The organism is Comamonas sp. Z1, from assembly GCF_008121555.1.
GTDB lineage: Bacteria > Pseudomonadota > Gammaproteobacteria > Burkholderiales > Burkholderiaceae_C > Comamonas > Comamonas thiooxydans.
In genome coordinates this window covers 194,178-218,407 of record NZ_VOQT01000004.1, presented here as the reverse complement: position 1 = coordinate 218,407, position 24,230 = coordinate 194,178, and the positions used below count along the sequence as shown (strand labels likewise).

General features: G+C 61.9%; 24 protein-coding genes. 9 read left to right on the top strand and 15 right to left on the bottom strand.

Annotated elements, in window-relative coordinates; translation table 11 throughout:
* Positions 1–31 precede the first annotated feature (31 nt).
* The 4 genes from FSY45_RS09875 to accD all read left to right on the top strand — a co-directional run bounded on the left by FSY45_RS09875 (position 32) and on the right by accD (position 3,903).
* Positions 32–817 carry a phosphoribosylanthranilate isomerase gene (locus FSY45_RS09875; protein WP_046461220.1) on the top strand — a complete coding sequence of 262 codons (786 nt, stop codon included), beginning with the start codon at positions 32–34 and terminating at the stop codon, positions 815–817.
* Positions 742–2,034, top strand: coding sequence for a tryptophan synthase subunit beta (gene trpB, locus FSY45_RS09870; protein WP_003064250.1), 1,293 nt, complete (start codon positions 742–744; stop codon positions 2,032–2,034). Before FSY45_RS09875 ends, trpB begins: the two co-directional genes overlap by 76 nt.
* Positions 2,031–2,840, top strand: coding sequence for a tryptophan synthase subunit alpha (gene trpA / locus FSY45_RS09865; protein ID WP_046461219.1), 810 nt, complete (start codon positions 2,031–2,033; stop codon positions 2,838–2,840). Before trpB ends, trpA begins: the two co-directional genes overlap by 4 nt.
* Before the next feature lie 187 nt (positions 2,841–3,027).
* Positions 3,028–3,903 (top strand): acetyl-CoA carboxylase, carboxyltransferase subunit beta, encoded by an 876-nt coding sequence (accD, locus tag FSY45_RS09860; protein WP_046461218.1) that lies wholly within the window; start codon positions 3,028–3,030, stop codon positions 3,901–3,903.
* Between the two features lie 176 nt (positions 3,904–4,079).
* Here accD and FSY45_RS09855 read toward each other — a convergent pair whose 3' ends face one another.
* Positions 4,080–4,646 carry a YggT family protein gene (locus tag FSY45_RS09855; protein WP_046461217.1) on the bottom strand — a complete coding sequence of 189 codons (567 nt, stop codon included), beginning with the start codon at positions 4,644–4,646 and terminating at the stop codon, positions 4,080–4,082.
* A 60-nt stretch (positions 4,647–4,706) separates the two neighbouring features.
* Between FSY45_RS09855 and FSY45_RS09850 the strand changes: the two genes are divergently transcribed.
* The 5 genes from FSY45_RS09850 to FSY45_RS09830 all read left to right on the top strand — a co-directional run bounded on the left by FSY45_RS09850 (position 4,707) and on the right by FSY45_RS09830 (position 10,302).
* On the top strand, positions 4,707–5,357 hold the full coding sequence (locus tag FSY45_RS09850) for an LON peptidase substrate-binding domain-containing protein (protein ID WP_046461216.1): 651 nt from the start codon (positions 4,707–4,709) through the stop codon (positions 5,355–5,357).
* 242 nt (positions 5,358–5,599) lie between these two features.
* A complete protein-coding gene (gene lysS, locus FSY45_RS09845; RefSeq protein WP_003064235.1) occupies positions 5,600–7,144 on the top strand; it encodes a lysine--tRNA ligase in 1,545 nt (514 codons plus the stop codon).
* A gap of 162 nt (positions 7,145–7,306) precedes the next feature.
* Positions 7,307–8,335 carry a hypothetical protein gene (locus FSY45_RS09840; protein ID WP_034361865.1) on the top strand — a complete coding sequence of 343 codons (1,029 nt, stop codon included), beginning with the start codon at positions 7,307–7,309 and terminating at the stop codon, positions 8,333–8,335.
* A 113-nt stretch (positions 8,336–8,448) separates the two neighbouring features.
* Positions 8,449–9,507: a diguanylate cyclase domain-containing protein gene (locus FSY45_RS09835; protein WP_012837272.1), complete on the top strand. Its 1,059-nt coding sequence runs from the start codon at positions 8,449–8,451 to the stop codon at positions 9,505–9,507.
* Between the two features lie 138 nt (positions 9,508–9,645).
* Positions 9,646–10,302 carry a mechanosensitive ion channel family protein gene (locus tag FSY45_RS09830; RefSeq protein WP_003064226.1) on the top strand — a complete coding sequence of 219 codons (657 nt, stop codon included), beginning with the start codon at positions 9,646–9,648 and terminating at the stop codon, positions 10,300–10,302.
* 70 nt (positions 10,303–10,372) lie between these two features.
* Here the strand turns inward: FSY45_RS09830 and purT are convergent, their stop codons facing one another.
* The 14 genes from purT to lepA form a co-directional block, all read right to left on the bottom strand.
* Positions 10,373–11,590, bottom strand: a complete 1,218-nt coding sequence (purT, locus tag FSY45_RS09825) for a formate-dependent phosphoribosylglycinamide formyltransferase (protein WP_046461283.1) — start codon at positions 11,588–11,590, stop codon at positions 10,373–10,375.
* Positions 11,591–11,722: 132 nt separating this feature from the next.
* Positions 11,723–12,076: a hypothetical protein gene (locus FSY45_RS09820; protein ID WP_046461215.1), complete on the bottom strand. Its 354-nt coding sequence runs from the start codon at positions 12,074–12,076 to the stop codon at positions 11,723–11,725.
* 115 nt (positions 12,077–12,191) lie between these two features.
* Positions 12,192–12,662, bottom strand: a complete 471-nt coding sequence (locus tag FSY45_RS09815) for a hypothetical protein (RefSeq protein WP_046461214.1) — start codon at positions 12,660–12,662, stop codon at positions 12,192–12,194.
* Positions 12,663–12,716: 54 nt separating this feature from the next.
* Complete coding sequence (locus FSY45_RS09810; RefSeq protein WP_003057959.1) at positions 12,717–13,772, bottom strand: 6-phosphofructokinase; 1,056 nt, start codon at positions 13,770–13,772, stop codon at positions 12,717–12,719.
* A gap of 112 nt (positions 13,773–13,884) precedes the next feature.
* A complete protein-coding gene (locus FSY45_RS09805; protein WP_046461213.1) occupies positions 13,885–15,666 on the bottom strand; it encodes an ABC transporter ATP-binding protein/permease in 1,782 nt (593 codons plus the stop codon).
* Positions 15,667–15,857: 191 nt separating this feature from the next.
* Positions 15,858–16,961: a beta-N-acetylhexosaminidase gene (gene nagZ / locus FSY45_RS09800; protein WP_046461212.1), complete on the bottom strand. Its 1,104-nt coding sequence runs from the start codon at positions 16,959–16,961 to the stop codon at positions 15,858–15,860.
* 56 nt (positions 16,962–17,017) lie between these two features.
* Positions 17,018–17,413: a holo-ACP synthase gene (gene acpS / locus FSY45_RS09795; RefSeq protein WP_003064212.1), complete on the bottom strand. Its 396-nt coding sequence runs from the start codon at positions 17,411–17,413 to the stop codon at positions 17,018–17,020.
* 64 nt (positions 17,414–17,477) lie between these two features.
* Positions 17,478–18,251, bottom strand: coding sequence for a pyridoxine 5'-phosphate synthase (locus FSY45_RS09790; RefSeq protein WP_046461211.1), 774 nt, complete (start codon positions 18,249–18,251; stop codon positions 17,478–17,480).
* A complete protein-coding gene (gene recO / locus FSY45_RS09785; protein ID WP_003064206.1) occupies positions 18,248–19,027 on the bottom strand; it encodes a DNA repair protein RecO in 780 nt (259 codons plus the stop codon). The genes FSY45_RS09790 and recO overlap by 4 nt, the downstream gene beginning before the upstream one ends.
* 145 nt (positions 19,028–19,172) lie before the next feature.
* Positions 19,173–20,276, bottom strand: a complete 1,104-nt coding sequence (gene era / locus FSY45_RS09780; protein ID WP_122975080.1) for a GTPase Era — start codon at positions 20,274–20,276, stop codon at positions 19,173–19,175.
* A complete protein-coding gene (rnc, locus tag FSY45_RS09775) occupies positions 20,273–20,956 on the bottom strand; it encodes a ribonuclease III (RefSeq protein WP_003057967.1) in 684 nt (227 codons plus the stop codon). Before rnc ends, era begins: the two co-directional genes overlap by 4 nt.
* A gap of 9 nt (positions 20,957–20,965) precedes the next feature.
* Complete coding sequence (locus tag FSY45_RS09770; RefSeq protein WP_003057968.1) at positions 20,966–21,316, bottom strand: DUF4845 domain-containing protein; 351 nt, start codon at positions 21,314–21,316, stop codon at positions 20,966–20,968.
* A gap of 72 nt (positions 21,317–21,388) precedes the next feature.
* The gene (lepB, locus tag FSY45_RS09765; RefSeq protein ID WP_003064198.1) at positions 21,389–22,366 is read right to left on the bottom strand and encodes a signal peptidase I; all 978 of its coding nucleotides are present in this window, start codon (positions 22,364–22,366) and stop codon (positions 21,389–21,391) included.
* Positions 22,366–24,174, bottom strand: a complete 1,809-nt coding sequence (gene lepA / locus FSY45_RS09760; protein WP_046461209.1) for a translation elongation factor 4 — start codon at positions 24,172–24,174, stop codon at positions 22,366–22,368. Before lepA ends, lepB begins: the two co-directional genes overlap by 1 nt.
* Between the last annotated feature and the right edge of the window lie 56 nt (positions 24,175–24,230).

Sequence of the window (24,230 nt, the reverse complement as noted above, 5' to 3'; positions counted from 1 at the left end):
CCAACGATTGCTGCAACGCCAGAGATTTGCCATGTCTTCCATTGCCCCCCGCACCCGCATCAAGATCTGCGGCCTGACCCGCGAGCAGGATGTCGACGCTGCAGTGGCCGCCGGTGCCGATGCCGTCGGCTTTGTGCTTTATGCGCCAAGCCCGCGTGCCGTGACGCTGCAGCGCGCGGCCGAGCTGGCCCGGCGGCTGCCGCCCTTTGTCACACCTGTTTTGCTCTTTGTGAATGAAACAGCTACCAATGTGATAGCTGCTTGCACCCTAATACCCAACGCCTGCGTGCAATTTCATGGTGATGAATCGGCAGCGGATTGCGAGGCCGCCACCCGGGGCGTCCAGCCCTGGTTGCGCGCCGCGCGCATACCCCTTGGAGACGATGCGGCGCGATTTGACCTCGTAGAATATGCCCAACGTTATTCAAAGGCCCAAGCCATCCTGCTCGACGCCCATGTCGATGGTTATGGTGGCGGCGGCAAGGCATTCAATTGGTCACTTCTGCCAACAAGCGTCGACTCTCACCTCGTTTTGTCTGGTGGACTCACGCCTGCAAACGTGACCGATGGCATCTTGCAAGTGCGCCCTCGCGGGTTGTCTCTGGCCGTTGATGTGAGCTCTGGAGTCGAGGCCGAAGGCCCCGACGGCAAGCCCCTCAAAGGCATCAAGGATGCCCACAAGATTCATCGCTTCATTGCTGCCGTACGTGCAGCTGATGCCCAAATTTTGCAGACTGACACATGTTTGAATACCAGTATCCCGACGTCCACGGCCATTTCGGCCGCTACGGCGGCAGCTTCGCCAGCGAAACCCTGACCCACGCGCTCACCGAGCTGCGTGAGGCCTACGCTAAGTATCAGAACGACCCCGAATTCATCGCCGAATTCCAGTCCGAGCTGGCACACTATGTAGGCCGTCCCTCGCCCGTCTATCACGCCTCGCGCATGAGCCGTGAAATGGGTGGCGCGCAGATCTATCTGAAGCGCGAGGACCTCAACCACACGGGCGCACACAAGATCAACAATGTGATCGGCCAGGCCATGCTCGCCAAGCGCATGGGCAAGCCGCGCATCATTGCCGAGACAGGTGCCGGCCAGCACGGCGTGGCCACGGCCACCATCTGCGCTCGTTACGGCCTTGAATGCATCGTCTACATGGGCGCCGAGGACGTGAAGCGTCAAAGCCCCAATGTCTACCGCATGAAGCTGCTGGGCGCCACCGTGGTGCCCGTGGAATCGGGCTCCAGGACGCTCAAGGATGCGCTCAACGAAGCCATGCGCGACTGGGTGGCCAATGTGGACAACACCTTCTACATCATCGGCACCGTGGCCGGCCCCCATCCCTATCCCATGATGGTGCGCGACTTCCAGAAAGTCATCGGCGACGAGTGCCTGACGCAGATGCCCGAGTTCCTGGGCGCCGACAAGCAGCCCGACGCGGTAGTCGCCTGCGTGGGCGGCGGCAGCAATGCCATGGGCATCTTCTACCCCTATATCCCCTACGAGAACACCCAGCTGTTCGGCGTGGAAGCGGCGGGCGAAGGCCTGGAGTCCGGCAAGCACTCGGCCTCGCTGCAAAAAGGCAGCTCGGGCGTGCTGCACGGCAACCGCACCTTCATCCTGCAGGACGAAAACGGCCAGATCACCGAGACGCACTCGGTGAGCGCCGGCCTGGATTACCCCGGCGTGGGCCCTGAACATGCATGGTTGCAGGAAATCGGCCGTGCCCAGTATGTGGGCATCACCGATCAGGAGGCGCTGGACGCCTTCCACTATCTGTGCCGCGCCGAAGGCATCATCCCGGCTCTCGAGTCCAGCCACGCCGTGGCCTATGCCATGAAGCTGGCCAAGACCATGCGCGCCGACCAGTCGATTCTCGTCAGCCTATCGGGCCGTGGCGACAAGGACATCGGCACCGTGGCCGACCTCTCGGGTGCCGAATATTTCGACCGTCCCTCCATGCGCGGTCTCACCGTCAAGGGCGCTCCCGGACATGATGCAGCCAAGGCTGCCGCAGGGGGCAACAAGTTATGAGCCGAATTACCGCCACTTTCAGCAAGCTCAAGGAAGAAGGCCGCAAGGCCCTGATTCCCTATGTGACTGCAGGCTTTCCATTTGCCGCCATCACCCCCTCCCTCATGCACGGCATGGTGGAAGCCGGTGCCGACGTGATCGAGCTGGGCGTGCCCTTCTCGGACCCCATGGCCGACGGCCCCACCATCCAGCGCGCGGGCGACAAAGCCATCGCCAACGGCGTGGGCCTGAGCCAGGTACTGGCCTATGTGGCCGAGTTCCGCAAAAAGGACCAGACCACGCCCGTGGTGCTGATGGGCTATGCCAACCCCGTGGAACGCTACGACCAGATCCATGGCGAGGATGCCTTCGTCAACCATGCGGCGGCTGCCGGCGTCGATGGCGTGCTGATCGTGGACTATCCGCCCGAGGAGTGCGAAGTGTTTGCAGCCAAGCTCAAGGCCCGCGACATGGACCTGATCTTCCTGCTGGCTCCCACCAGCACCGAGGAGCGCATGCAGCAGGTGGCGCGCGTGGCCAGCGGCTATGTCTACTATGTCTCGCTCAAGGGCGTGACCGGTTCGGGCGCGCTGGACACTTCGGCCGTGGAGGCCATGCTGCCGCGCATTCGCCAGCATGTCAGCGTGCCCGTGGGCGTGGGTTTCGGCATTCGCGATGCCCAAACCGCACAGACCGTGGGCCAGGTTGCCGACGCCGTCATCATCGGCAGCCGCATCATTGACCTGCTCGACAACCAGCCCCACGAGAAGATCGTTCCTTTGGCAATAGACTTTCTGCGTGGTGTGCGAAAGGCTCTCGACGCATAATGCTGCCCTGAAATCAGCCACCCCCTGAGCGGCTTCGCTGCTTCCCCCTTGAAGGGGGACGACAGCCTCGCAGCGGGGCGGCCCTTGCTCGCTGTCCCTGACCGGGATTGCGCCAGTGCCTGCGCCGCGCCGCCCTCATGGGTTGCGGGTGGCGCGCAGTGCAGTGGAAACTGAAAAGGAAATAACCATGTCCTGGCTTGAAAAACTTCTGCCTGCAAAAATCCAGCAGACCAATCCGACGGAACGCCACCAGCAGATTCCCGAAGGTCTGTGGATCAAGTGCCCCAGCTGCGAAACCGTTCTGTACAAGACCGATCTGGAAAAGAACCAGAACGTCTGCCCGACCTGCGGCCACCACCACCGCATCGGCGCGCGCGCGCGTCTGAACCATTTCCTCGATGCCGAAGGCCGCTATGAACTGGCCCAGGAAGTCATTCCTGTCGACCCGCTGAAATTCAAGGACAGCCGCAAGTACCCCGAGCGTCTGAAGGAAGCGCTGGAGAACACTGGCGAGACCGACGCACTGATCGTCATGGGCGGCTCCGTCAAGAGCATCAATGTGGTCGTGGCCTGCTTCGAGTTCGACTTCATGGGCGGCTCCATGGGCTCCGTGGTCGGCGAACGCTTTGTGCGCGGCGTGGAAACCGCCATCGAGCAGAAAGTGCCTTTCATCTGCTTCACCGCCACCGGCGGTGCCCGCATGCAGGAAGGTCTGCTGTCGCTGATGCAAATGGCCAAGACCAATGCCGCACTGACACGTCTGGCCAAGAAGGGCCTGCCCTATATCTCCGTGCTGACCGACCCGACCATGGGCGGTGTGTCCGCCGGCTTCGCCTTCGTGGGCGATATCGTAATCGCCGAACCCAAGGCCCTGATCGGCTTTGCCGGCCCTCGCGTGATCGAAACCACCGTGCGCGTGAAGCTGCCCGAAGGCTTCCAGCGCGCCGAATTCCTGCAGGACAAGGGCGCCGTGGACATGATTGTCGACCGCCGCGAGCTGCGTGATCGCGTCTCCAGCTCTCTGGCCATGCTGCAACGTCTGCCTGCGGACGCCGTGGAATAAGCACCGGACGAGCAAAAAGCAAAACGGCTGACGCAGCATTCATCTGCGTCAGCCGTTTTTTTGTCGGTTTTAGCGCCTCGGAACATCCAAAACACACCGTACAGCATGCTTTGGAATTGACGAGGTTTCATCCGCAAACCTCAAGGCGATACGGCTTTCCCGGCCCGGGCAGCCCCCTAGCGCACACCGGCAATCATGGACAGGCCGCCAGCCTGCACATAGTTGAGCACCATCAGCAGCACCTGCAGGCCAATCAGGGCAATCAGCGCCGAAAAGTCCACATTGCCTATCAGGGGCACCACCTTGCGGATCGGTGCCACCAGCGGATCGGCCAGACGCTGCAGCACGCCGTAGATGGGCGAATAGGGCTGCACCCAGGACAGGATGGCGTAGATCAGCAAGATGCCCATCATGCCGGACAGGATGACCTTGATCAGCCCGCACAGCGCCAGCCATGGCAGCGCCAGAACCGAGCCCTTGGCACCTAGCAGCAGCCAGATCAGCAGCACCTGCGCCAGTTGCAGCAGCAAGGCTGCAATAAGACTGGATTTGTCCCAGCGGCCCTTGGCGGGAACGACTTTGCGCAACGGCATGACGATCCAGTCGCTCAACGCAAAGACCAGTTGTCCCACGGGATTGCCGAACGGCACACGCTGCGCCTGCATGTACATGCGCAGCAGGCAGGCCCCGCTGATCAACCCGACGACGACATCCAGCAGAAACAAAACGATTTCAAACAGCATGTGACCCAATTCAGAAAACAGTGAGCAACTCACCCATTCGTGGGATGATAGCCGGGCACCATGACTGATACACAAAGTCTGCATTCCCTGCCCCTGTTCCCGCTGAACACGGTGCTGTTTCCTGAAGGCCTGCTGAGCCTGCAGGTCTTCGAGGTGCGTTATCTGGACATGATCCGCAAATGCCAGCATGCCGACGCCCCTTTCGGCGTGGTTGCGCTGCAGTCGGGACAGGAGGTGCGCAAGGCCGGCGCCCAGACCGAGCGCCTGCACTCGGAGGGCGTGCTGGCCCATATCGCCCAGCTCGATTCCCCTCAGCCCGGACTGCTGCACCTGCAATGCAAGGGCGTCCAGCGCTTTCACATCCAGCGCTGCTGGCAACTGCCGCATGGCCTGTGGGTAGCCGATGTCGCCATGCTGCCCGACGACCCCAAGGTCACTGTCCCCAAGCATTTGCTCAGCACCTCCTATGCACTGGCTCAGGCCTTGCTGAACTTGCACAGCCACGACCCCGACCACGCGCAACTGCCCACTCCGACGCAGATGCACGACTGCGCCTGGGTTGCCAATCGCTGGGCCGAGATGCTGCCCCTGCCGGTGCGGGTCAAGCAGCAGCTCATGACACTGGATGCCCCGCTGCTGCGACTGGAGCTGATTGCCGATGTGCTGGAGCAAAGCGGCATTACCGGATCAGGCCCACAGGAGGAAGCCTGAATTTGACTCCTCCCTTTAACGGCGGTGTAGAAACACTACTTTTTCGGCAGCATTCAGCTGGCTGGCTCGGCTGCAGTCTGGGCCATGGAGGCGACATTCCGCAGTTCCTGCGAGCGCTTTGCCCGGTCGCTTACCGCTGACTCGGCAAAAAACTTAAAATCACCGGTTTCGGGCAGCGGCTATCCTTGCCGTGCCCCCATTCCTGGCCTCCAACCGGCGCTTGTCGCTGGCGCTCTCTTTTCATGACTGAACAAAACATCTCTTCTGCGGCAGAAAACACCGCCCCTCAGGACGAAAACAAACTCATCGCCGAGCGCCGCGAAAAACTCAAAGCCCTGCGCGAGTCTTCCAAGGCCAACGGCGGCGTTGCCTTTCCCAACGACTTCAAGCCCGAGCATCGCGCCGCAGCCCTGATCGCCGAGCACAGCGACAAGGATGCCGAAGCCCTGGACGCTGCAGCCGTCGCCGTCAGCGTGGCTGGTCGCATGATGCTCAAGCGCGTGATGGGCAAGGCCAGCTTTGCCACCGTGCAGGACGCCACGGGTCGTATCCAGGCCTATGTCACCCGCGATGCCGTGGGTGAAGAGGTCTACGCCGACTTCAAGAAATGGGATCTGGGCGACATCATCTCCGTCGAAGGTCAGCTGATGAAGACCAAGACCGGCGAGCTGTCGATCAAGGCCACGAAGATCCGCCTGCTCACCAAGAGCCTGCGCCCCATGCCCGACAAGTTCCACGGCATGGCCGACCTGGAGCAGAAGGTGCGCCAGCGCTATGTGGACCTGATGACCGACGAAGAAGCCCGCAAGCGCTTCGTGGCCCGCAGCAAGGCTGTGGCCGGCATCCGCGACTTCATGGTCGAACACGGCTTCCTGGAAGTCGAGACACCCATGCTGCACCCCATCCCCGGCGGTGCCAATGCCAAGCCCTTCATCACCCACCACAATGCGCTGGACCAGGAGATGTACCTGCGCATCGCGCCCGAGCTCTACCTCAAGCGCCTGATCGTCGGCGGTTTCGAGCGCGTGTTCGAGATCAACCGCAACTTCCGCAACGAAGGTATCTCGGTGCGCCACAACCCCGAGTTCACCATGATGGAGTTCTACGCGGCCTACTGGAACTACCAGGATCTGATGGACTACACCGAAAAGCTGATCCGCGACGCGGCCATGAAGGCCGTTGGCACGCTGGAGCTGAGCTATGGCGGCAAGCCCGTGGACCTGGCCAAGCCCTTCGAACGCCTGACCATCCCCGAAGCCATCGTCAAATACACCGAAGCCGGCGACAACGTGGGCAACCGCGAATGGCTGACCAATGCCCTGAAGAAGTTGGGCATGAAGGAAGACAAGGACAAGCTGTCCACCCGCACCCTGGCCAGCCTGCAGGTGCTGTACTTCGAAGAGGTGGTGGAAGATAAGCTGTGGAACCCCACCTTCATCATGGAACACCCCACCGAGATCTCGCCGCTGGCGCGCGCCAACGACGAGCGCCCCGAAGTGACCGAGCGCTTCGAGCTCTACATCACGGGCCGCGAATTCGGCAACGGCTTCTCCGAGCTCAATGACGCCGAAGACCAGGCCGCCCGCTTCAATGCCCAGGTGGAAGCCAAGGACGGAGGCGACGACGAAGCCATGTACTTCGACCACGACTTTGTGCGCGCCCTGGAATACGGCATGCCTCCCACCGGCGGCTGCGGCATCGGTATCGACCGCTTCATGATGCTGCTGACCGACAGCGCCAGCATCCGCGACGTGATTCTGTTCCCGGCATTGCGCCGCGAGGTCTGAGAAGCGGCTGTGCGCCCGGCTCGGGCGTTGCGGAACAACATGGCCTGACGAGCCGAGGACGATCCGCGACTGAGACACCAATAGCCACCGGCACAGCCAGATTGCGCACCGGCCATGATTCAAAATAGGCTGTCGCAATACTGGCTGGCTATACTGCTTGACATGCAGATTCCCCAATACTGGGCTCAGGCAAGACTACGTCATCAGACCGGCGTACGCCATGGCGTCACCGTTCAACGCTGGGGCTGGTCTGACAACAGCGAGTCCGATGCCCAGGCTCATGCTCAGCAAAGAGCACAGCAGGCACTGGAGACAGCTCTCGCTGCCGCTGCCAAGCGCAACCTGCCCGAATACTTCGAGCGCATGGAATGGCGCACCGAATACGGGCTGGACGGCGGCACACCCATTCGCGAAGAGGTGTTGGAGCGGCGTGATGAATCCGTCATGACGCGCAACAGCTATGGCGCACACTGCCTGAATACAGAGAACGTGGCCATTGCCGATATCGACTTTCCACATCAGAAAAAGCCTGCCCGCTTCCCTGTCATTTCGTCGCTGCTGCTGGCTCTGGCCCTGCCCTGGCTGTGGATGACCCCGCTGACCTGGAGTCTCGGTGTGGCGATGTTGATGCTGTTGGTGGCCAGCATCGGCCTGGTCTTCTGGTCAGGCCTGAAGCAATGGCTGCATGCCCGCCAGACGCAGCGCAACAATGCCCGCCTGCCACCGCCTGTGGATATTGCACTGGCAAAAGTTCGGGCGTTCTCAGCCAGGCACCCGGACTGGGGCTTGCGCGTCTACGAAACGCCCAAAGGACTGCGCGTCATTGTCACCCACGCCGCACTCGCCCCCTCCTCGCCCGAGGTCCAGGGGCTGTTCCAGCAACTGGAGGTTGATCCGCTCTACGCCATGCTGTGCAACCAGCAGCAGTGCTTTCGCGCCCGAGTCAGCGGCAAACCATGGCGCATGGGCCTGAACGGTCTGTCGGGCCAGGAAAGGCGCTGGCCCCTGTCTGCCGCCTCTCAGACTGCACGCCAGCAGTGGGTGTCGGTTTATGAAACAAGATCGACGCAGTTCGCGGCCTGCCGCTTTATCGATCAACTGGGCGCGACGACGCTGTGTTCAGCGGCACAGACTTTCGTCATCTGGCACGATGAACGCAGCAAAGCGCACTCCTCTCTGGCATTGGCCTGAGCATGTCCGTGACCATTCACAAAGCCTGTTGCTTGAAACCGGCGTATAAAGTAACAATATATTTCCCAGACCATGCCTGAACTACCGATGAGTCTGACCCTGACCTTCCTCTCATGACAGCTCTGCCATCTTCTGCATCAGCTTTGTCTGCCATCGAATCCAGCGGGGCACGGTTCTCGTCACCCGATTCTGCGACGCCGTTCTCCGTACTGGTCGTCGAGGATCAGGCAGTCATGCGAGCTGCTCTGGTGACGGAACTTCGCCAGGCCGGTGTGACACAGGTGCTGGAAGCCGAAAACGGCCGCACCGCGCTGGCACTGTTTCGCAGCGAAAGACCTGATCTGGTGCTGCTGGACATCCGCCTCCCCGGCGAAGACGGCTATTGGGTCGCGCGTCAGCTGCGCGAGGCCGAGCCCGGCGAGTGGACACCCATCATCTTTCTCTCCGGCCTGGACAACGATCTGGACGTCTGGCGCGGTATTGAGGCGGGGGGCGACGACTACCTGGTCAAACCCGTCAAACCCATTGTGCTGGTCGCCAAGCTGCGCGCCATGCGCCGCCTGCTGGACATGCGCCGTCGCCTAGTCACGGTCTCTGCAGAGCTGCATCTGGCGAATCAAAAGCTCAACGAAATGGTGGAGCTCGATGCGCTCACGGGTCTGGTCAATCGTCGAGGCCTCGATCGCATGCTACATGCCGAAATTGCTGCGGCAAGGCGCGAGAGCAGGCCGCTGACGCTGATGCTTTGCGACCTCGATCACTTCAAGCACTTCAACGATACCTACGGCCATGTCCAGGGTGACGAATGCCTCAAGCAGGTCGGGCGTCTGCTACGCGAAGTCTGCGTGCGCCCGCGCGACATCGCCGCACGTTATGGCGGTGAAGAGTTTGCCATGATCCTGCCCAATACCCCGCGTTCCGGCTCGATGACGTTCGCACGTGCTCTCGGCCAAATGCTCAAGTTCCTCAAGATTCGCCCGCCAGGAGCCGCCGAGGATATTCCGCTGACCCTCTCCGGCGGGATTACCACCTGCATTCCCGACGAGCACACCAGCGCCGAATCCATGCTGATGCGAGCCGACGAAGCCCTGTATGCCGCCAAGTCTCAAGGGCGCAACCGCTTCTTCAGCTTCGAGATGCAGATGGACACCATAGAGCAGAGACAGATCTAGCAGTCCGCCAAGCTGCGTTGCGGCACTGCCTGCCCATTCGACACTTATCAGCTCCGCTCTCAAGAGACGCTAGGATTGGCGCATTGTCCTGTCAGCCCTTCTGGGCTGACCTCTGCCGTTTTTCTAGAGTGACTGGTTATGCGTCGTCTTCAAATGCACCTGCCCGATTGGATGCAGGACTGGCTTGAAATCCTGATTCCCGGGGTTCAGATCTTTCTCATCATCCTGGTGGCCTGGCTGATCAACTGGCTCATCAAGCGCATCATCTCGCGTGCAGGCAAGGCCTATGACCTGCCTCATGAACTGCTCATGCCGCTGCGCGGCGTGTTTCGCTGGATCATCATCGCCGCCGCCATACTGGCGATTCTGGAGCGCCTGGGCATGTCGGCTACCGTGCTCTGGACGGCTTTCACCGGCTTTGCCACAGTGGGTGCCGTTGCCTTCTTCGCAGCCTGGAGCGTGCTCTCCAATCTGTTTTGCGCGCTGCTGATCGTCACCGTCGGCCCCTTCCGTCTGGGCGACTATATCGAGGTGCTCGACACTGCCGAGAAGCCTGGGGCCAAGGGCCGCGTGATCGACCTCAATATGCTCTACATCACCTTGCAGGATGACAGCGCACCGGCAGGCATGCCCAATCTGCTGCAGATTCCCAACTCACTGATCTTCCAGCGCGTCATTCGCCGCTGGAAAGGCGGCATGCCGGTGGTGACGGAGAACACGCCGGCCACCAGCCAGGAAGAAGCGTGCGCGGTGGCCATCACGACTCCTGGCGGCAGCGCCGCTGCCTCGGGCTGAGACCGGCTGATATCGGCTGATACCCGGCCTCCATGCAAAAGGGCTTCCTGAGAAGCCCTTTTTGATTACCTCAAGGCAGGCGCGGCTTGACCTTGCTGGCGGCCAGCTTGGCATTCACACGTGCCTGCTCCACATCGCCAGCGCGCGCCAGGGCCACGCCCATGCGACGCTTGACGAAACTCTCGGGCTTGCCGAAGAGGCGCAAATCGGTGCCGGGCACTGCCAGGGCTTGCTCCACACCATCAAACACCAGGCCTTCGGCATCCTGACCGCCATAAATCACGGCACTGGCACCAGGGTTGCGCAGGCTGGCATCCACGGGCAGACCCAGAATCGCGCGGGCATGCAACTCGAACTCGCTTTGCCATTGCGTGCACAGCGTCACCAGACCTGTGTCATGAGGACGTGGCGAGACTTCGCTGAACCAGACCTGCTCGCCCTTCACAAACAGTTCCACGCCAAACAGGCCCAGACCACCCAGGTCGTCGGTGGCGGCCTTGGCAATCTGGCGCGATTTCTCGAGCGCGGCAGGATGCATGGGGTGAGGCTGCCAGCTCTCCACATAGTCGCCGGCCTGCTGGATATGACCCACGGGATCGCAGAAATGGGTTTCGATCTGGCCATCCGCCCCCTTGGCGCGCACGGTCAGCTGGGTGATTTCGTAATCGAAGTCGATAAAGCCTTCGACGATCACGCGCCCCTTGGCCACACGGCCGCCGGCCATGGCGTAATCCCAGGCCTTGGCCACATCGGCAGGGCCGTCGATCTTGCTCTGGCCCTTGCCCGAGCTGCTCATCACGGGCTTGACCACACAGGGGTAGCCGATGGCAGGCTGGCCGTCGCTGCCGTCGATCGCGGCTTGCAGCTCGGCCAGAGAGTCACAGAAACGGTAGGGGCTGGTGGGCAGGCCCAGGGTTTCAGCGGCCAGACGGCGAATACCTTCACGGTCCATGGTCAGACGCGCGGCGCGGGCCGTGGGAATGCAGGTGATGACGCCTGCGGCCTCCAGCTCTTCCAGCATGGGCGTGGCAATGGCCTCTATCTCGGGCACGACCAGATCGGGCTTGACCTCTTCGATCAGCGCCTTGAGCTGGGCCGCATCGCTCATGGTGATGGTGCGCGCATGGTGGGCCACCTGCTGGCCAGGCGCGTTTTCATAGCGGTCCACGGCAATGGTTTCCACGCCCAGGCGCTGCAGGGCAATCAGCACTTCCTTGCCCAGCTCGCCGCTGCCCAGCAGCATGACTTTGGTGGCATTGGGGGAGAGAGGGGTTCCTAGGGTGGTCATGGTTGCATCCTGCATATATGGGGCCAAGCCCCCGATCATAGGCGAGCAGGCAAGCCTCTCGTGACTGCAGCTTGGCAATTCGGCCGCTTTCAGCGCCGAGCTATGAAGCGCATGGCGCGGCTGACTGAAGATTCAGTGCGGCATTGGCGAGTAATGCTCGATGCGGCAGGCGCCGCGATTCTTGCATTGCCCGTCCAGATAGCGAAAGCGTACCGTCACGGCAGTACCGGGACTGGGCCATTGCCTGCGCGGCAGCTCGCTTTGATAGTCTGCCGTTTCGGGCCTGAAGCTCAGCGCCGTGCCCGGTTGCGGGCATTCGGCATCGCCGCTGGCCTTGGCTTCGAGCACGCGGGTCTGCAGCGCGCGGCCACCGCTTTGCTTTTCTCGCACCTGCACCTTGAGATCGCAGATCTGCCAGTCTGCAGCCTGGGCGGCAGCGGCGCAGGCGGTCAAAGCCGCCGCGATCAGAATTCGGAAAAGAGTCATCTGCCTACCTGCGAGTGAGTGGTGTTCATGGGCCAGCATCTCTACCAAATAGATAGCTTCAATCGCTTCAAGACAAAGGGATTGAGGCCAATATCTTGAAATTTTTCGGTGGGTATCAGTGCGTCAGACCGACAGCCTTGCCGCCACGCTGCGGAATGCTTCCCGCGTCGAATCGCATCTCGGAAGTCCAGACCGCATCGTCCCAGACCCAGGGGCTGCTGGCCTGCTCCAGACCCAGCACATGCACGCCGCTCAGGTCCTTGATGCGTTCCTTGAGCCAGTCGATCTGATCGCTGCGCACAAACACCAGGCAGGCAATCTCCCAGTCGGGCTGCGTGATGCCCAGGCCGTGCAGCTGCGACAGCAGCGGGGCATACCATTTCTCGACCCGCTCGTTGAGACGGTTGACCAGCGCCAGCGGATAGCCGGAAGCCGATACCTCGACCACATAGACCTGGCGACGAGCCGGGCGCAGTGCCACGAAAGCCGGGCATTGCCAGCCATCGGCCACCTCGTACTTGGGGGCCACAAAAGTCTCACCGTTGGCCGTGAGCAGCTGCATCACGGCTTCTTCATGTCGGTCCATGCTGAATTTCTCCGGCGCGCCGAAAGTGCGCGCAGGCTCACACCTTAGCTCAGCTCAGGCCTCGCCAAAGCAAATTCCGATATCGCGCGCCATGGTCAGCAGCGGGCTGTCCAGCGGCACGGTGCGCTGGGTATTGGCCACATCGGCAATCGCCACACTGCCGATGCGGCCGTTCTGCAGCGTGACCATATGGCCCAGCTGGCCGCCCAGCACCAGTTGCGCCGCATGGTGGCCGAACTGCGTGGCCAGTACCCGGTCAAACGGCGTCGGATCGCCGCCGCGCTGCACATGCCCCAACACCGTGGTGCGCACCTCGCTCTGGAGATGGGGTTGCAGCCGCTCGCGCAGCACATGGCCGACGCCGCCCAGACGCACTGGGTCGGGACTGTGCGCAATCCGCTCGCGCACCGTCAGGCTCTGGCCGCTTTCCTTGGCACCCTCGCCGATGCAGATGATGGTGTAGCGCTGACGCCGCTCGCGCTCCTGACAGACCTTGATGATGGACTGCAGGTCGTAATCGATCTCGGGCAGCAAAATGATGTCGGCAGCACCAGCGATGCCGGACTCCAGCGCCAGCCAGCCTGCGTGGCGCCCCATGGTCTCCACGATCATCACGCGGTGGTGACTCATGGCCGTGCTCTCGATGCGGCGCAGGCTTTCGGTCACCGTGGCCACGGCCGTGTCGAAGCCGAAGCTGCGCTCGCAGTTGGCAATGTCGTTATCGATGGTCTTGGGCACGCCCACGCATTGCAGTCCCACCTGCGCCAGGCCATGGGCCAGGCTCATGGTGCCGTCGCCGCCGATGGCGACCACCACATCCAGTGCCAGCGCCTTGACATTGCGCCCCACCTGGGCCAGCGTGGCCGCATCGCGCAGCGGGTTGGCGCTGTTGCTGGTGCCCAGGATGGTGCCGCCGATATGCAGAATGCCGCTGACCTCGTCCCAGCTCAGCGCTCTGACGCGCGGACTTGCATCCATCAACCCTTCAAAGCCGTCGGCAATGCCCAGTACCTCGCACTGGCCATGGTTGATCAGGGACTTGGTGACCGCACGGATCACCGCATTGAGGCCGGGGCAGTCGCCGCCACCGGTCAGCACACCAACGCGCATGGGCTCGTTCTCCAAAGATTCTCGAATGCACATCATCCCACGAGAAAGTCGCTGCCAGAGCCTCCCATGCCTGCACCGTGGTTGAGACTGCTTGTCCCCGAACCTGCCTGCCTCAGCGGCTCCCGGGCAGGTCGGCCTCCCGGATCCCTTGCTGCGGCTGCAGCAGCCAGCGGGCCGTGTGGAACTCCGTCACACTGTCGCGGTGCGCCACCGAGACCAGTGCCCCGCCTCTGCTCTGCACCAGTTGCACCAGCCGGCTGTAGATCTGCGCTTCGGCGGCATTGTCCAGCGCGCTCGTGGCCTCGTCCGCAAACACCCAGGCCGGACGCTTGAGCAAGACCCGCGCCACGGACAGCCGCTGCTGCTCGCCTCCCGACAGGCTGCTGTTCCAGGCCGCCTGGCTGTCCAGCCGCTCCTGCAGCTGCGGCAACTGCGCTTCGCGCAAGACCTGTTTGAGCTCAGCGTCGCTGTAGCTTGCCGCCGGCTCCGGATAGGCCAGGGCATCGCGCAGGCTGCCGTCGGGAAAATAAGGGCGCTGAGGAATGAACATTACGTCCAGAGGCCGCTCCACCCGACCTCGCGCATAGGGCCAGATACCAGCAAACGCCCGCAGCAAGGTGGACTTGCCGCTGCCCGAAGGGCCGCTGATCAACAGCCTCTGGCCCGGGCGTATCCGGAGGCTAGCATCCGTCACGATGCGATCGCCTGCGGGCAGGAAAACATCGAGCGCCTGGGTCTGCAACTGGGCAGACGGCACGAGCTGCACACCGGCCTGGCTGTCCTCCTCCTCACGCAGGCTCTCGTCAAATCCCGCCAGACGCGCAGTCGTGGCCCGCCAGGCCGCAATATCGGAGTAGTTGGTGACGATCCAGCTCAGCGAGTCCTGCACCTGATTGAAGGCCGAGCCTATCTGCATGAGCTGACCCAGCTGGATGGCGCCACTGAAAAAACGCGGTGCGGCAATGATGAAGGGAAAGACCACGGCTGCCTGGCCGAAGAAATTGGTAAACCAGCCCAGACTCTTCTGCTTCTTGATCAGGTCCAGATAGTTGCCCAGGGCGTCGCCGAAACGCAGGCCGATCTGAGCCCCCTCCACGCGCTCGCCACCGTCCAGGGCGATCGCCTCGGCATGCTCGCGCACACGGATCATGTGATGGCGGAAGTTGGCCTCCAGTTGCTGCTGGCGGTTGTTGAGTCGGACCTGGGGCTTGCCGATCCAGAAGGTGATCGCGCTGCCGACCAGACAGTACAGCACGGCCATCCAGACCATGAAACCGGAAATCTGCAGCTGCCCGCCGCCGAACATGGCCGGCCAACTGACATCGACGACGGAGCTCAGGCTCCACAGAATGCCGACGAAGCTCACAAAGGTGACGACCGCATTCAGCAGCCCCATGGAAAGCGACACGGTATAGGTGGTGAACAGATTCAGGTCCTCCTGAATCCGCTGATCGGGGTTGTCGGGGGCCTTGGCATTGCCATCCACGCCATAGCGCCCCAGCTCCAGCCGATAGAACGCCTTGGCCAACAGCCAGCGCTGCAACATATGCTCGGTCAGCCAGCGCCGCCAGTTGAGCTGCAGCAACTGCGTCAGATAGAACTTGTAGACCGCGATGACGATGTACACCAGAGCCAGCCAGAGAAAGCGCCATAGCTGCTGCCAGAACACCTCGGCCTGCTTGTTCTGCAATGCGTCATAGAACACCCGGTTCCATTCATTGATCTGCACCAGCATGAACACCGCGGCGAGATTGAGGCCCACGATGGCGGCCAGCAGCCCCCAGGCCTTCCATTTCTCCTCGGACTGAAAATAGGGCCGGGTCAGCGAAAAGGCCTGGCGCAGCACGCCCGACCGGTTTTTGCGGGACTCAGTTCCCGGGATCTTGGAAGTCATGCAGGCTTTCGGTGATTCATGAACCGCTGGCGCCACGGCGATGCCGCTGCCAGGCTTCTGAGCACACCCTAAGCCGGCTAACTGAGGCCAGACTTAAATTTCAGCAGCCGACCTGCCCAGCCTTCGAAAGGCATAAAAAATCCGCTGCCCTTGCGTCAAAGGCAGCGGATGGCGGGCCGGCTCAGTGCCGCCTAGGGCAACAGATCCAGCGCCTGCAGATAGGCAGGCTGGCGCATCAGATCGTCCCAGGCCTGAGGTTCCGTGTCGGGCAGCAGCGAGACACGGCGCGACTCGGAGTCGATATTGGGCACCCAGCGGCCGTCGCGCAGCGCGGCATCCATGCCGTCCAGCAACTCGTCCACATGCTCGCCCAGACCCAGGCTCTGGTTGCACAGCAGCACCATGTCGCAGCCCGCATTCAGGGCCGTCAACGCGGCATCGGTGTAGCTGATGAGTGCGCCGTCGATGCGGCGCGCGCCCTCCATGCTCAGATCGTCGCTGAAGATGGCTCCGTCATAGCGCAGACGGGCGCGCAGAATGTCCTTGAGCCATTTCTCGCTGAAGCCCGCCGGGCGCTTGTCCACCTTGGGGTAGATCACATGGGCGGGCATGACGGCCGTGAGCACGCTGGACAGCCAGGGATATGGAGCGGCGTCTTCGTCGAGGATGGCCGTCAGGCTGCGCTTGTCGACGGGAATGTCCACATGCGAGTCGGCCTTCACAAAGCCGTGACCGGGAAAATGCTTGCCGCAGTTGCCCATGCCGGCCTGCAGCAGACCCTGCATCAGGCTCCTGGCAAGAGCGGCCACCACGCGCGGGTCGCGGTGAAAGCTGCGATCGCCGATGACCGAGGATTCGCCATAGTCCAGGTCCAGCACGGGCGTGAAGCTGAAGTCCACGCCGCAGGCACGCAGCTCCGTGCCCAGCACATAGCCGGCGGCCGTGGCGGCGTTCATGGCCCGCATGGCGCCGCTGCCTTCGCGGTATTTTTTACCTTTGCCGCTGCGCACGCCGTCGTCCATCCACATCTCGCCAAAGGCACGCATCGGCGGAATATGCGTGAAGCCATCGGTGCGAAAGCGCTGCACGCGGCCGCCCTCGTGGTCCACGCTGATCAGCAGGTCGGGCTTGACGGCCTTGATATCGGCACACAACTGGACCAGCGCGCTGCGGTCCTCCCAGTTGCGCTTGAAGAGAATGATGCCGCCCACCAGAGGATGGGCCAGGCGCGCGCGGTCCACATCAGTCAGCGATGTGCCGGCAATATCAATGATCAGAGGTGCATGCATGCTCATGATTTAAAAATTTCCATAGCTGTCAGCGCCTATGTATCAGGCACCAGAGGCTGATTTCATTCTTTTCTTTCGACGACACAAAAGCTGGCTGCGTAGTCGGATTCATCGGTGACGGACAGGTGCGCCGTCAGATTGTTTTTCTCGAACCACTCCTTGAGTTCGCCATGCAGACGAATCGCAGGCTGGCCGCTGGGCAGCTTGATGACTTCGCAATGGCGCCAGGTCATGGGCATGACCATGCCCATTCCCACGGCCTTGCTGAACGCCTCCTTGGCCGAAAAGCGCGTGGCCATATAGCGGATGCCGCGCTCGGGCCAGCGCTCGCTGCGCGCCTTCCAGGTCGCCAGTTCGCCATCGGCCAGAACCTTGCGGGCAAAGCGCTCGCCATGCTTTTCCAGGCTGGCGCGTATGCGGCGCACATCGCAGATATCGGTGCCGATGCCGTAAATCATCCATGGCTCCTTATAGAGAAAAAGGCCTTAAACGCTTACCCACAAAGCGCTGGCAGCTATCTTTTCAGGAATTCTTGCCTTTCATGCCAGCGTCGATGCAGGCCTGATAGGCCTTGACGGTCTCGGCATAGCCCAGCTCCAGTGCATCGGCAATCAGGGCGTGGCCGATGGAGACTTCGGCCAGACCCGGCACCCGGGCCACAAAGGCGGCCAGATTGTCGCGATTAAGGTCATGGCCGGCATTGATGCCCAGCCCGGCATCCAGCGCGGCCTGCGCGGCCCTGGCATAGGTCTGCAGTTGTTGCTCCTGCTCGGCCTTGCCCCAGTTGGCGGCAAAAGGCTCGGTGTAGAGCTCCACGCGGTCGGCACCTACAGCCTTGGCCGCCGCCATCTGCTCGGGGATGGGGTCCATGAACAGGCTCACGCGCACGCCCAGAGCCTTGCATTCGGCAATCAGCGGCTTGAGGCGTTCGGCATCCTGGGGAAAGCTCCAGCCATGGTCACTGGTGAACTGGTCTTCGCTGTCGGGCACGAACGTGGCCTGATGCGGGCGCGTCTGGCGGATGAAGTCCATCAGGTTCTGCGTGGGATTGCCCTCGATATTGAACTCGGCGCCAGGCCAGTTCTTGAGCAGCTCGTGCAGTTCGAAGACATCCTGAGCGCGGATATGACGCTCATCGGGACGCGGGTGGATGGTGATGCCCTGCGCTCCGGCCTCCAGGCAGATCTGCGCCGCACGCGTCACCGAGGGAATGCCCAGATGGCGGGTATTGCGCAGCAGCGCCACCTTGTTGACATTGACCGAAAGCGCGGTGCGAGGGGAGGCAGAGGTATTCATAGCGATTGCAGATCCATCATCAGCTGGCGGGTGCGCAGCATGGTTGAGCCGCAATGGTATTGCAGAAGATGGCGCAATTGCGGCTTCAGGGCCTGGGCCACCTCCGGCTCGGCCAGCGCGTTCAGGGTTCTCGGAAATGGCTGCTCGGCCTGCAGCGCCAGCTCTATGGCCTGCCACTGCTGGCCGCTCAACGCCGCGCGCTCGTAGCCGGCGGCCTGGCGCAGGCCGCCGTCGGCCACCAGGGTGTAGCGCAAAACACTGTTGAGCTGGCTGAGCGTTGCGCTTTCCTGCCTCAGATCGGGCAGATGGCCGAGTTCGCGCAGCAGCACCAGCTCGAAGGCGCGCAGCACGGGTTCGATGGCCTCGGTCGTGCCGCCATGCTGACCAGCCAGCACGCGCACCACACCGGCATAGATATCGAACAGCGCCGTATAAGGGTCATCGCGCGCCAGCAGGCGCAGCAGCAACTCGTTCAGATACATGCCCGACCACAGCGCATCGCCCTGGGGCATGACATGGCCGCCCACCCATTCCGCCCCCTTCAGGCTATGAATCTCGGCATTACCCTCTGCTCCCAGCGTGTAGCTGAGCTTGAGCGGCTGCAGCGGCAGCAGCACGGGGCGAAAGTTGGAGGTATGGCGCTTGACGCCCTTGGCCGCAAGCGCCACGCGCCCGCGATGGCGCGTGAACACCTCCAGGATCAGGCTGGATTCGCTCCAGTCGTACTGGTGCAGGATGTATGCGGGTTCGTCGCCGACGCGTTTGGCGCTAGCCATGACTTGCTCCGTACCACAACAAAAATGTGAAGGGGGTGGTTTTGCCGCCGGGCCGCCCCAAGGCAAAACCCGGCCTAAGCCGGGTCAGGGCCCCCTCGGGGGGCAGCGAGCACACGCAGTGAGCGAGCGTGGGGGTCAAAAAGTTTTACTCGTAGCCGAAGGATTTGACCCGGGCCTCGTCATCGGCCCAGCCGGACTTGACCTTGACCCAGACTTCGAGGAACACCTTGGCATTGAGCAGCTTTTCGAGCTCCTGACGGGTTTCGGTGGAGATGCGCTTGAGGCGCTCGCCGCCCTGGCCGATCACCATGGCCTTGTGACCGTCGCGCTCGACCACGATGGTGGCGGCAATGCGCATGAAGCGACCGAACTTGGGGCTGGGCTCTTCCTCGAACTTGTCGATGACCACCGTCGATGTATAGGGCAGCTCGTCGCCCGTGAAGCGGAACAGCTTCTCGCGCAGAGTCTCGGAAGCCAGGAATTTCTCGCTGCGGTCGGTCAGTTCGTCCTCGCCGTAGAACCAGGGCTGCTGCGGCAGGTATTTGGCGCAGATGCCATACATGCGCTCGATATCCTTTTTGTTCTTGGCCGACATGGGCACGAACTCGGCAAAAGGATGGCGCTCCTGCATGTCGCGCAGCCAGGGGGCGATCTCGGCGCGGCGACCCACGGTGTCGAGCTTGTTGGCGATCAAGAGCGTGGGAATGCCGGGCTTGAACAGGCTCAGCACCTTGGCATCGGCCAGCGTGAAGCTGCCCGCCTCCACCACGAACAGGATCAGGTCCACATCGCCGATCGCACCCATCACGGTCTTGTTGAGCGACTTGTTCAGAGCGGTGGAATGCTTGGTCTGGAAACCGGGGGTATCGACAAAGACGAACTGGGTCTCGTCCTTGGTGCGGATGCCGGTGATGCGGTGGCGCGTGGTCTGGGCCTTGCGCGACGTGATGGAGATCTTCTGGCCCACCAGCGCGTTCATCAGCGTGGACTTGCCCACATTGGGCTTGCCGACGATGGCGATCAGGCCGCAGCGCTGCTCTTCGGGCGCGTAGACGCGGGCCGGAGCCTCTTCCTCCTGATCGCGGATGGCGGTCGGCGTGCTACCGGGCTTGGCAGCGGCCAGCATGGCGCTGATGTAGTCCAGGCTGGGGTCGCTGATATCGGTAGTCACAGACTTGGGGGCCTTTTGGCCCTTGGCTTTTTCTGCACCTGCGGTGCCCGCTATCTTTTTCTTAGCAGCATCGGTCATGGATTTTTGGCTTTCACTTTTTCCAGCAAGGCAGCGGCGGCTGCCTGCTCGCCCATGCGACGGGATGCTCCCGAGCCCTGGGCGCTGATATTCCATTCGGCAATCGTGCACTCGACCTTGAAGGTCTGCTTGTGCGCCGCGCCACTGATTTCCACCACATGGTATTGCGGCAGCTTCATGCGCTTGCCCTGTAGCAATTCCTGCAGTGCGGTCTTGGGGTCTTTGTCGGCCGCACGCATATGGGGGTTGATGTCCACGCCCTCGAAGAGGTGGTGGACGACTTTCTCGCCTGCGGCAAAGCCGGCATCGAGGTAGACGGCACCGATCAGCGCCTCCACGGCATCAGCCAGGATGGAGGGACGCTGCTTGCCGCCGGACTTGGCCTCACCTTCGCCCAGGCGCAGCAGATCGGGCAGCTGCAGCTTCAGCGCAATCTTGTGCAGCGTGCCTTCCTTGACGAGATTGGCCCGAACACGCGAGAGATCGCCTTCGGGCATGGAGGCCAGCTTGGCATAGAGCAAGCTGGAGATAGCCAGACTGAGCACCGAGTCGCCCAGAAACTCCAGTCGCTCGTTGTTGTCGGCCGAAAAGCTGCGGTGCGTGATAGCACGCTGCAGCAGCGCCGGATTGGCAAATTGATGTTGCAGCCTTTGCTGCAGAGCGACTAGAGCAGGTTCCACCTGAAAGGTCTATTTCTTGAAACGGTAAACAAGGTAGGCAGGGCCTGCCAGATGAATCTCACGGGAATACTCGAAGCCCACGACGATCTTGTCGTTGACCTTGGTCACGTTCAGATCGTTGCCAGAGATGGACTTGAAATCATCAATGGAGGCCGAACGATCGAAGCTGGCCTTGACTTCAGCAACGGTACTGCCTTCAGCGGCGGCCTTGTTGGCCGCCTTGGTGATGGCCTGGTACTCCAGGAAGACGGGCACCGATTGTGCGCCAATTGCGGCAACTGCCACGATGATGGCCACGAGAAACACCAGACCGATGAAGGACAGACCACGCTGCCTGGAGCGCAATGCCAGATTCTTCATGCTTTTCCCCTCTCAAGCCGGGCATGTTTCTGCCCGTGTATCCCAGAAAAATGACGAAACGATTGCCGGTGCTCAGTGGAAACGGCCGATACGGCTCAGGTCACCAAAGTTCATCCAGACAAAAAAGGCCTTGCCCACGATGTTCTGGTCGGGCACAAAGCCCCAGTAGCGCGAATCCAGCGAGTTGTCGCGGTTGTCGCCCATCATGAAGTAATGGCCCTCGGGCACCTTGCAGGTCACGCCTTCCACGCTGTAGCGGCAGTTTTCCTTGAAGTCGAAATTGCTCGCCCCCTGAATGAAGGCCGGCACATCGTTGTTGACGATGGCACGGTGCGGCTGCTCGCCCAGAGTTTCCTCGAACTGCTTGAAGTAACGCATCACGTCACGGTCCAGAAAGTCCGGTAGCTCACGGGTGGGCAGCTCCTTGCCGTTGATGCTCAGGCGCTTGTTGATATAGGCCACCTCATCGCCGGGCACGCCCACCACACGCTTGATGTAGTCCAGCGTGGGCTGGGGCGGGTAGCGGAACACCATCACATCGCCGCGCTGGGGCTTGTTGCCTTCGGTGATCTTCTTGTTGATCACGGGCAGGCGGATGCCGTAGGTGAACTTGTTAACCAGGATCAGGTCGCCCACCATCAGCGTCGGAATCATGGAGCCCGAGGGAATCTTGAACGGCTCGAACAGAAAGGAGCGCAGCACGAAGACGATGGCGATCACCGGGAACAGACCGGCGGTCCAATCCAGCCACCAGGGTTGCATGAGGATGCGACCTTTGGCGTCTTCGGAGACTTCGATGTCGGTCTTGGCAATGCCCATGCGGTCTAGCTCGGCGCGGCGCTCGACCGCGGCCTGCTCCAGCGCAGCCGCAGCCGCGCGGCGTCGAGGCCAGAAGTAAAAGCGCTCGGCCAGCCAGTACACCCCGGTCACCACGGTTGCCAGAAACAGCAGCAGTGCGAAGTTGCCTTCGATGGAGCCGGTATACCAGGCCGCGATATAGCCTACAAAGGCCGCCAGGATGGCGGCCGTGATCCACTGCATGACTTGCATCAATCCTCCACTTGCAGAATGGCCAGGAAGGCTTCCTGCGGCACTTCCACGGAACCGATCTGCTTCATACGCTTCTTGCCGGCCTTCTGCTTTTCAAGCAGCTTGCGCTTACGCGTGATGTCGCCGCCATAGCACTTGGCCAGCACGTTCTTGCGCATGGCCTTGACGGTTTCACGCGCAATGATGTTGGCGCCGATGGCGGCCTGAATGGCCACATCGAACATCTGGCGGCTGATGATCTCGCGCATCTTGGCCACCACGGCACGGCCGCGATACACGGACTGCGAGCGGTGCACGATGATGGACAGGGCGTCGACCTTTTCGCCATTGAGCAGAATGTCGACCTTCACCACGTCGGAGGCGCGATATTCCTTGAACTCGTAGTCCATGGAGGCATAGCCGCGCGAGACGCTCTTGAGCTTGTCGAAGAAGTCCAGCACGATTTCGCCCAGCGGCATCTCGTAGGTCAGCATGACCTGACGGCCGTGGTATTGCATATTCATCTGCACGCCACGCTTCTGGTTAGCCAGCGTCATCACCGGACCCACATAGTCTTGCGGCATGTAGAGGTGCACGGTCACGATGGGCTCGCGGATCTCCTGGATGCGGCCGATGTCGGGCATCTTGGAAGGATTTTCCACATCGATCAGCTCGCCATCGCCCTTGATCACCTGGTAGACCACGCTGGGTGCCGTGGTGATCAGGTCCTGGTCGAACTCGCGCTCCAGGCGCTCCTGCACGATTTCCATGTGCAGCAGGCCCAGAAAGCCGCAGCGGAAGCCAAAGCCCAGCGCCTGCGAGACTTCGGGCTCGAACTGCAGCGCCGCATCGTTGAGCTGCAGCTTTTCCAGCGCATCACGCAACTGGTCGTATTCAGAGGCTTCGGTAGGGTACAGACCCGCGAAAACCTGGGGCTTGACTTCCTTGAAGCCCGGCAGAGGCTTGTCGGCAGGACCCAGGTTGTTGGGCAGCTTTTTTTCCAGCGTGATGGTGTCACCGACCTTGGCAGCCTTCAGCTCCTTGATGCCGGCAATGATGTAACCCACCTCGCCGGCCCTGAGCATGTCGCGCGGCTGGTTGGCCGGGGTGAACACGCCGATGTTGTTGGCTTCGTAGGCAGCGCCGCTGGCCATCATCTTGAAGCGCTCGTTCTTCTTGAGCTCGCCATCGACCACGCGCACCAGCATCACGACGCCCACATAGGGGTCGAACCAGCTGTCCACGATCATGGCACGCAGCGGGCCATCGGGATTGCCCTTGGGGGCCGGCACCTTGGCCACGATGGCTTCCAGGATCTCGTCGATGCCCATGCCGGTCTTGGCCGAGCAGGGAATGGCATCGCTGGCATCGATACCGATCACGTCCTCGATCTCGGCCTTGGCGTTCTCGGGATCGGCCTGGGGCAGGTCCATCTTGTTGAGGACGGCGAATACCTCCACGCCCAGGTCCAGCGCGGTGTAGCAGTTGGCCACGGTCTGGGCTTCCACGCCCTGGGAGGCATCGACCACCAGCAGGCCGCCTTCGCAGGCCGACAGCGAGCGCGAGACTTCGTAGGAAAAGTCCACGTGGCCAGGGGTGTCGATCAGGTTCAGGTTGTAGACCTTGCCGTCCTTGGCCTTGTACTGCAGGGCAGCGGTCTGGGCCTTGATGGTGATGCCGCGCTCTTTCTCGATGTCCATCGAGTCCAGCACCTGGGCTTCCATATCGCGGTCGGCAAGGCCTCCGCAGCGCTGGATCAGGCGGTCCGCCAGAGTGGACTTGCCATGGTCAATATGCGCAATGATGGAGAAATTACGGATGTGATTCATCAACGAGAAAGACAGCTTTGGAATTGAAAAAAGTGGCCTGCAGCAGCAAGAAAAAA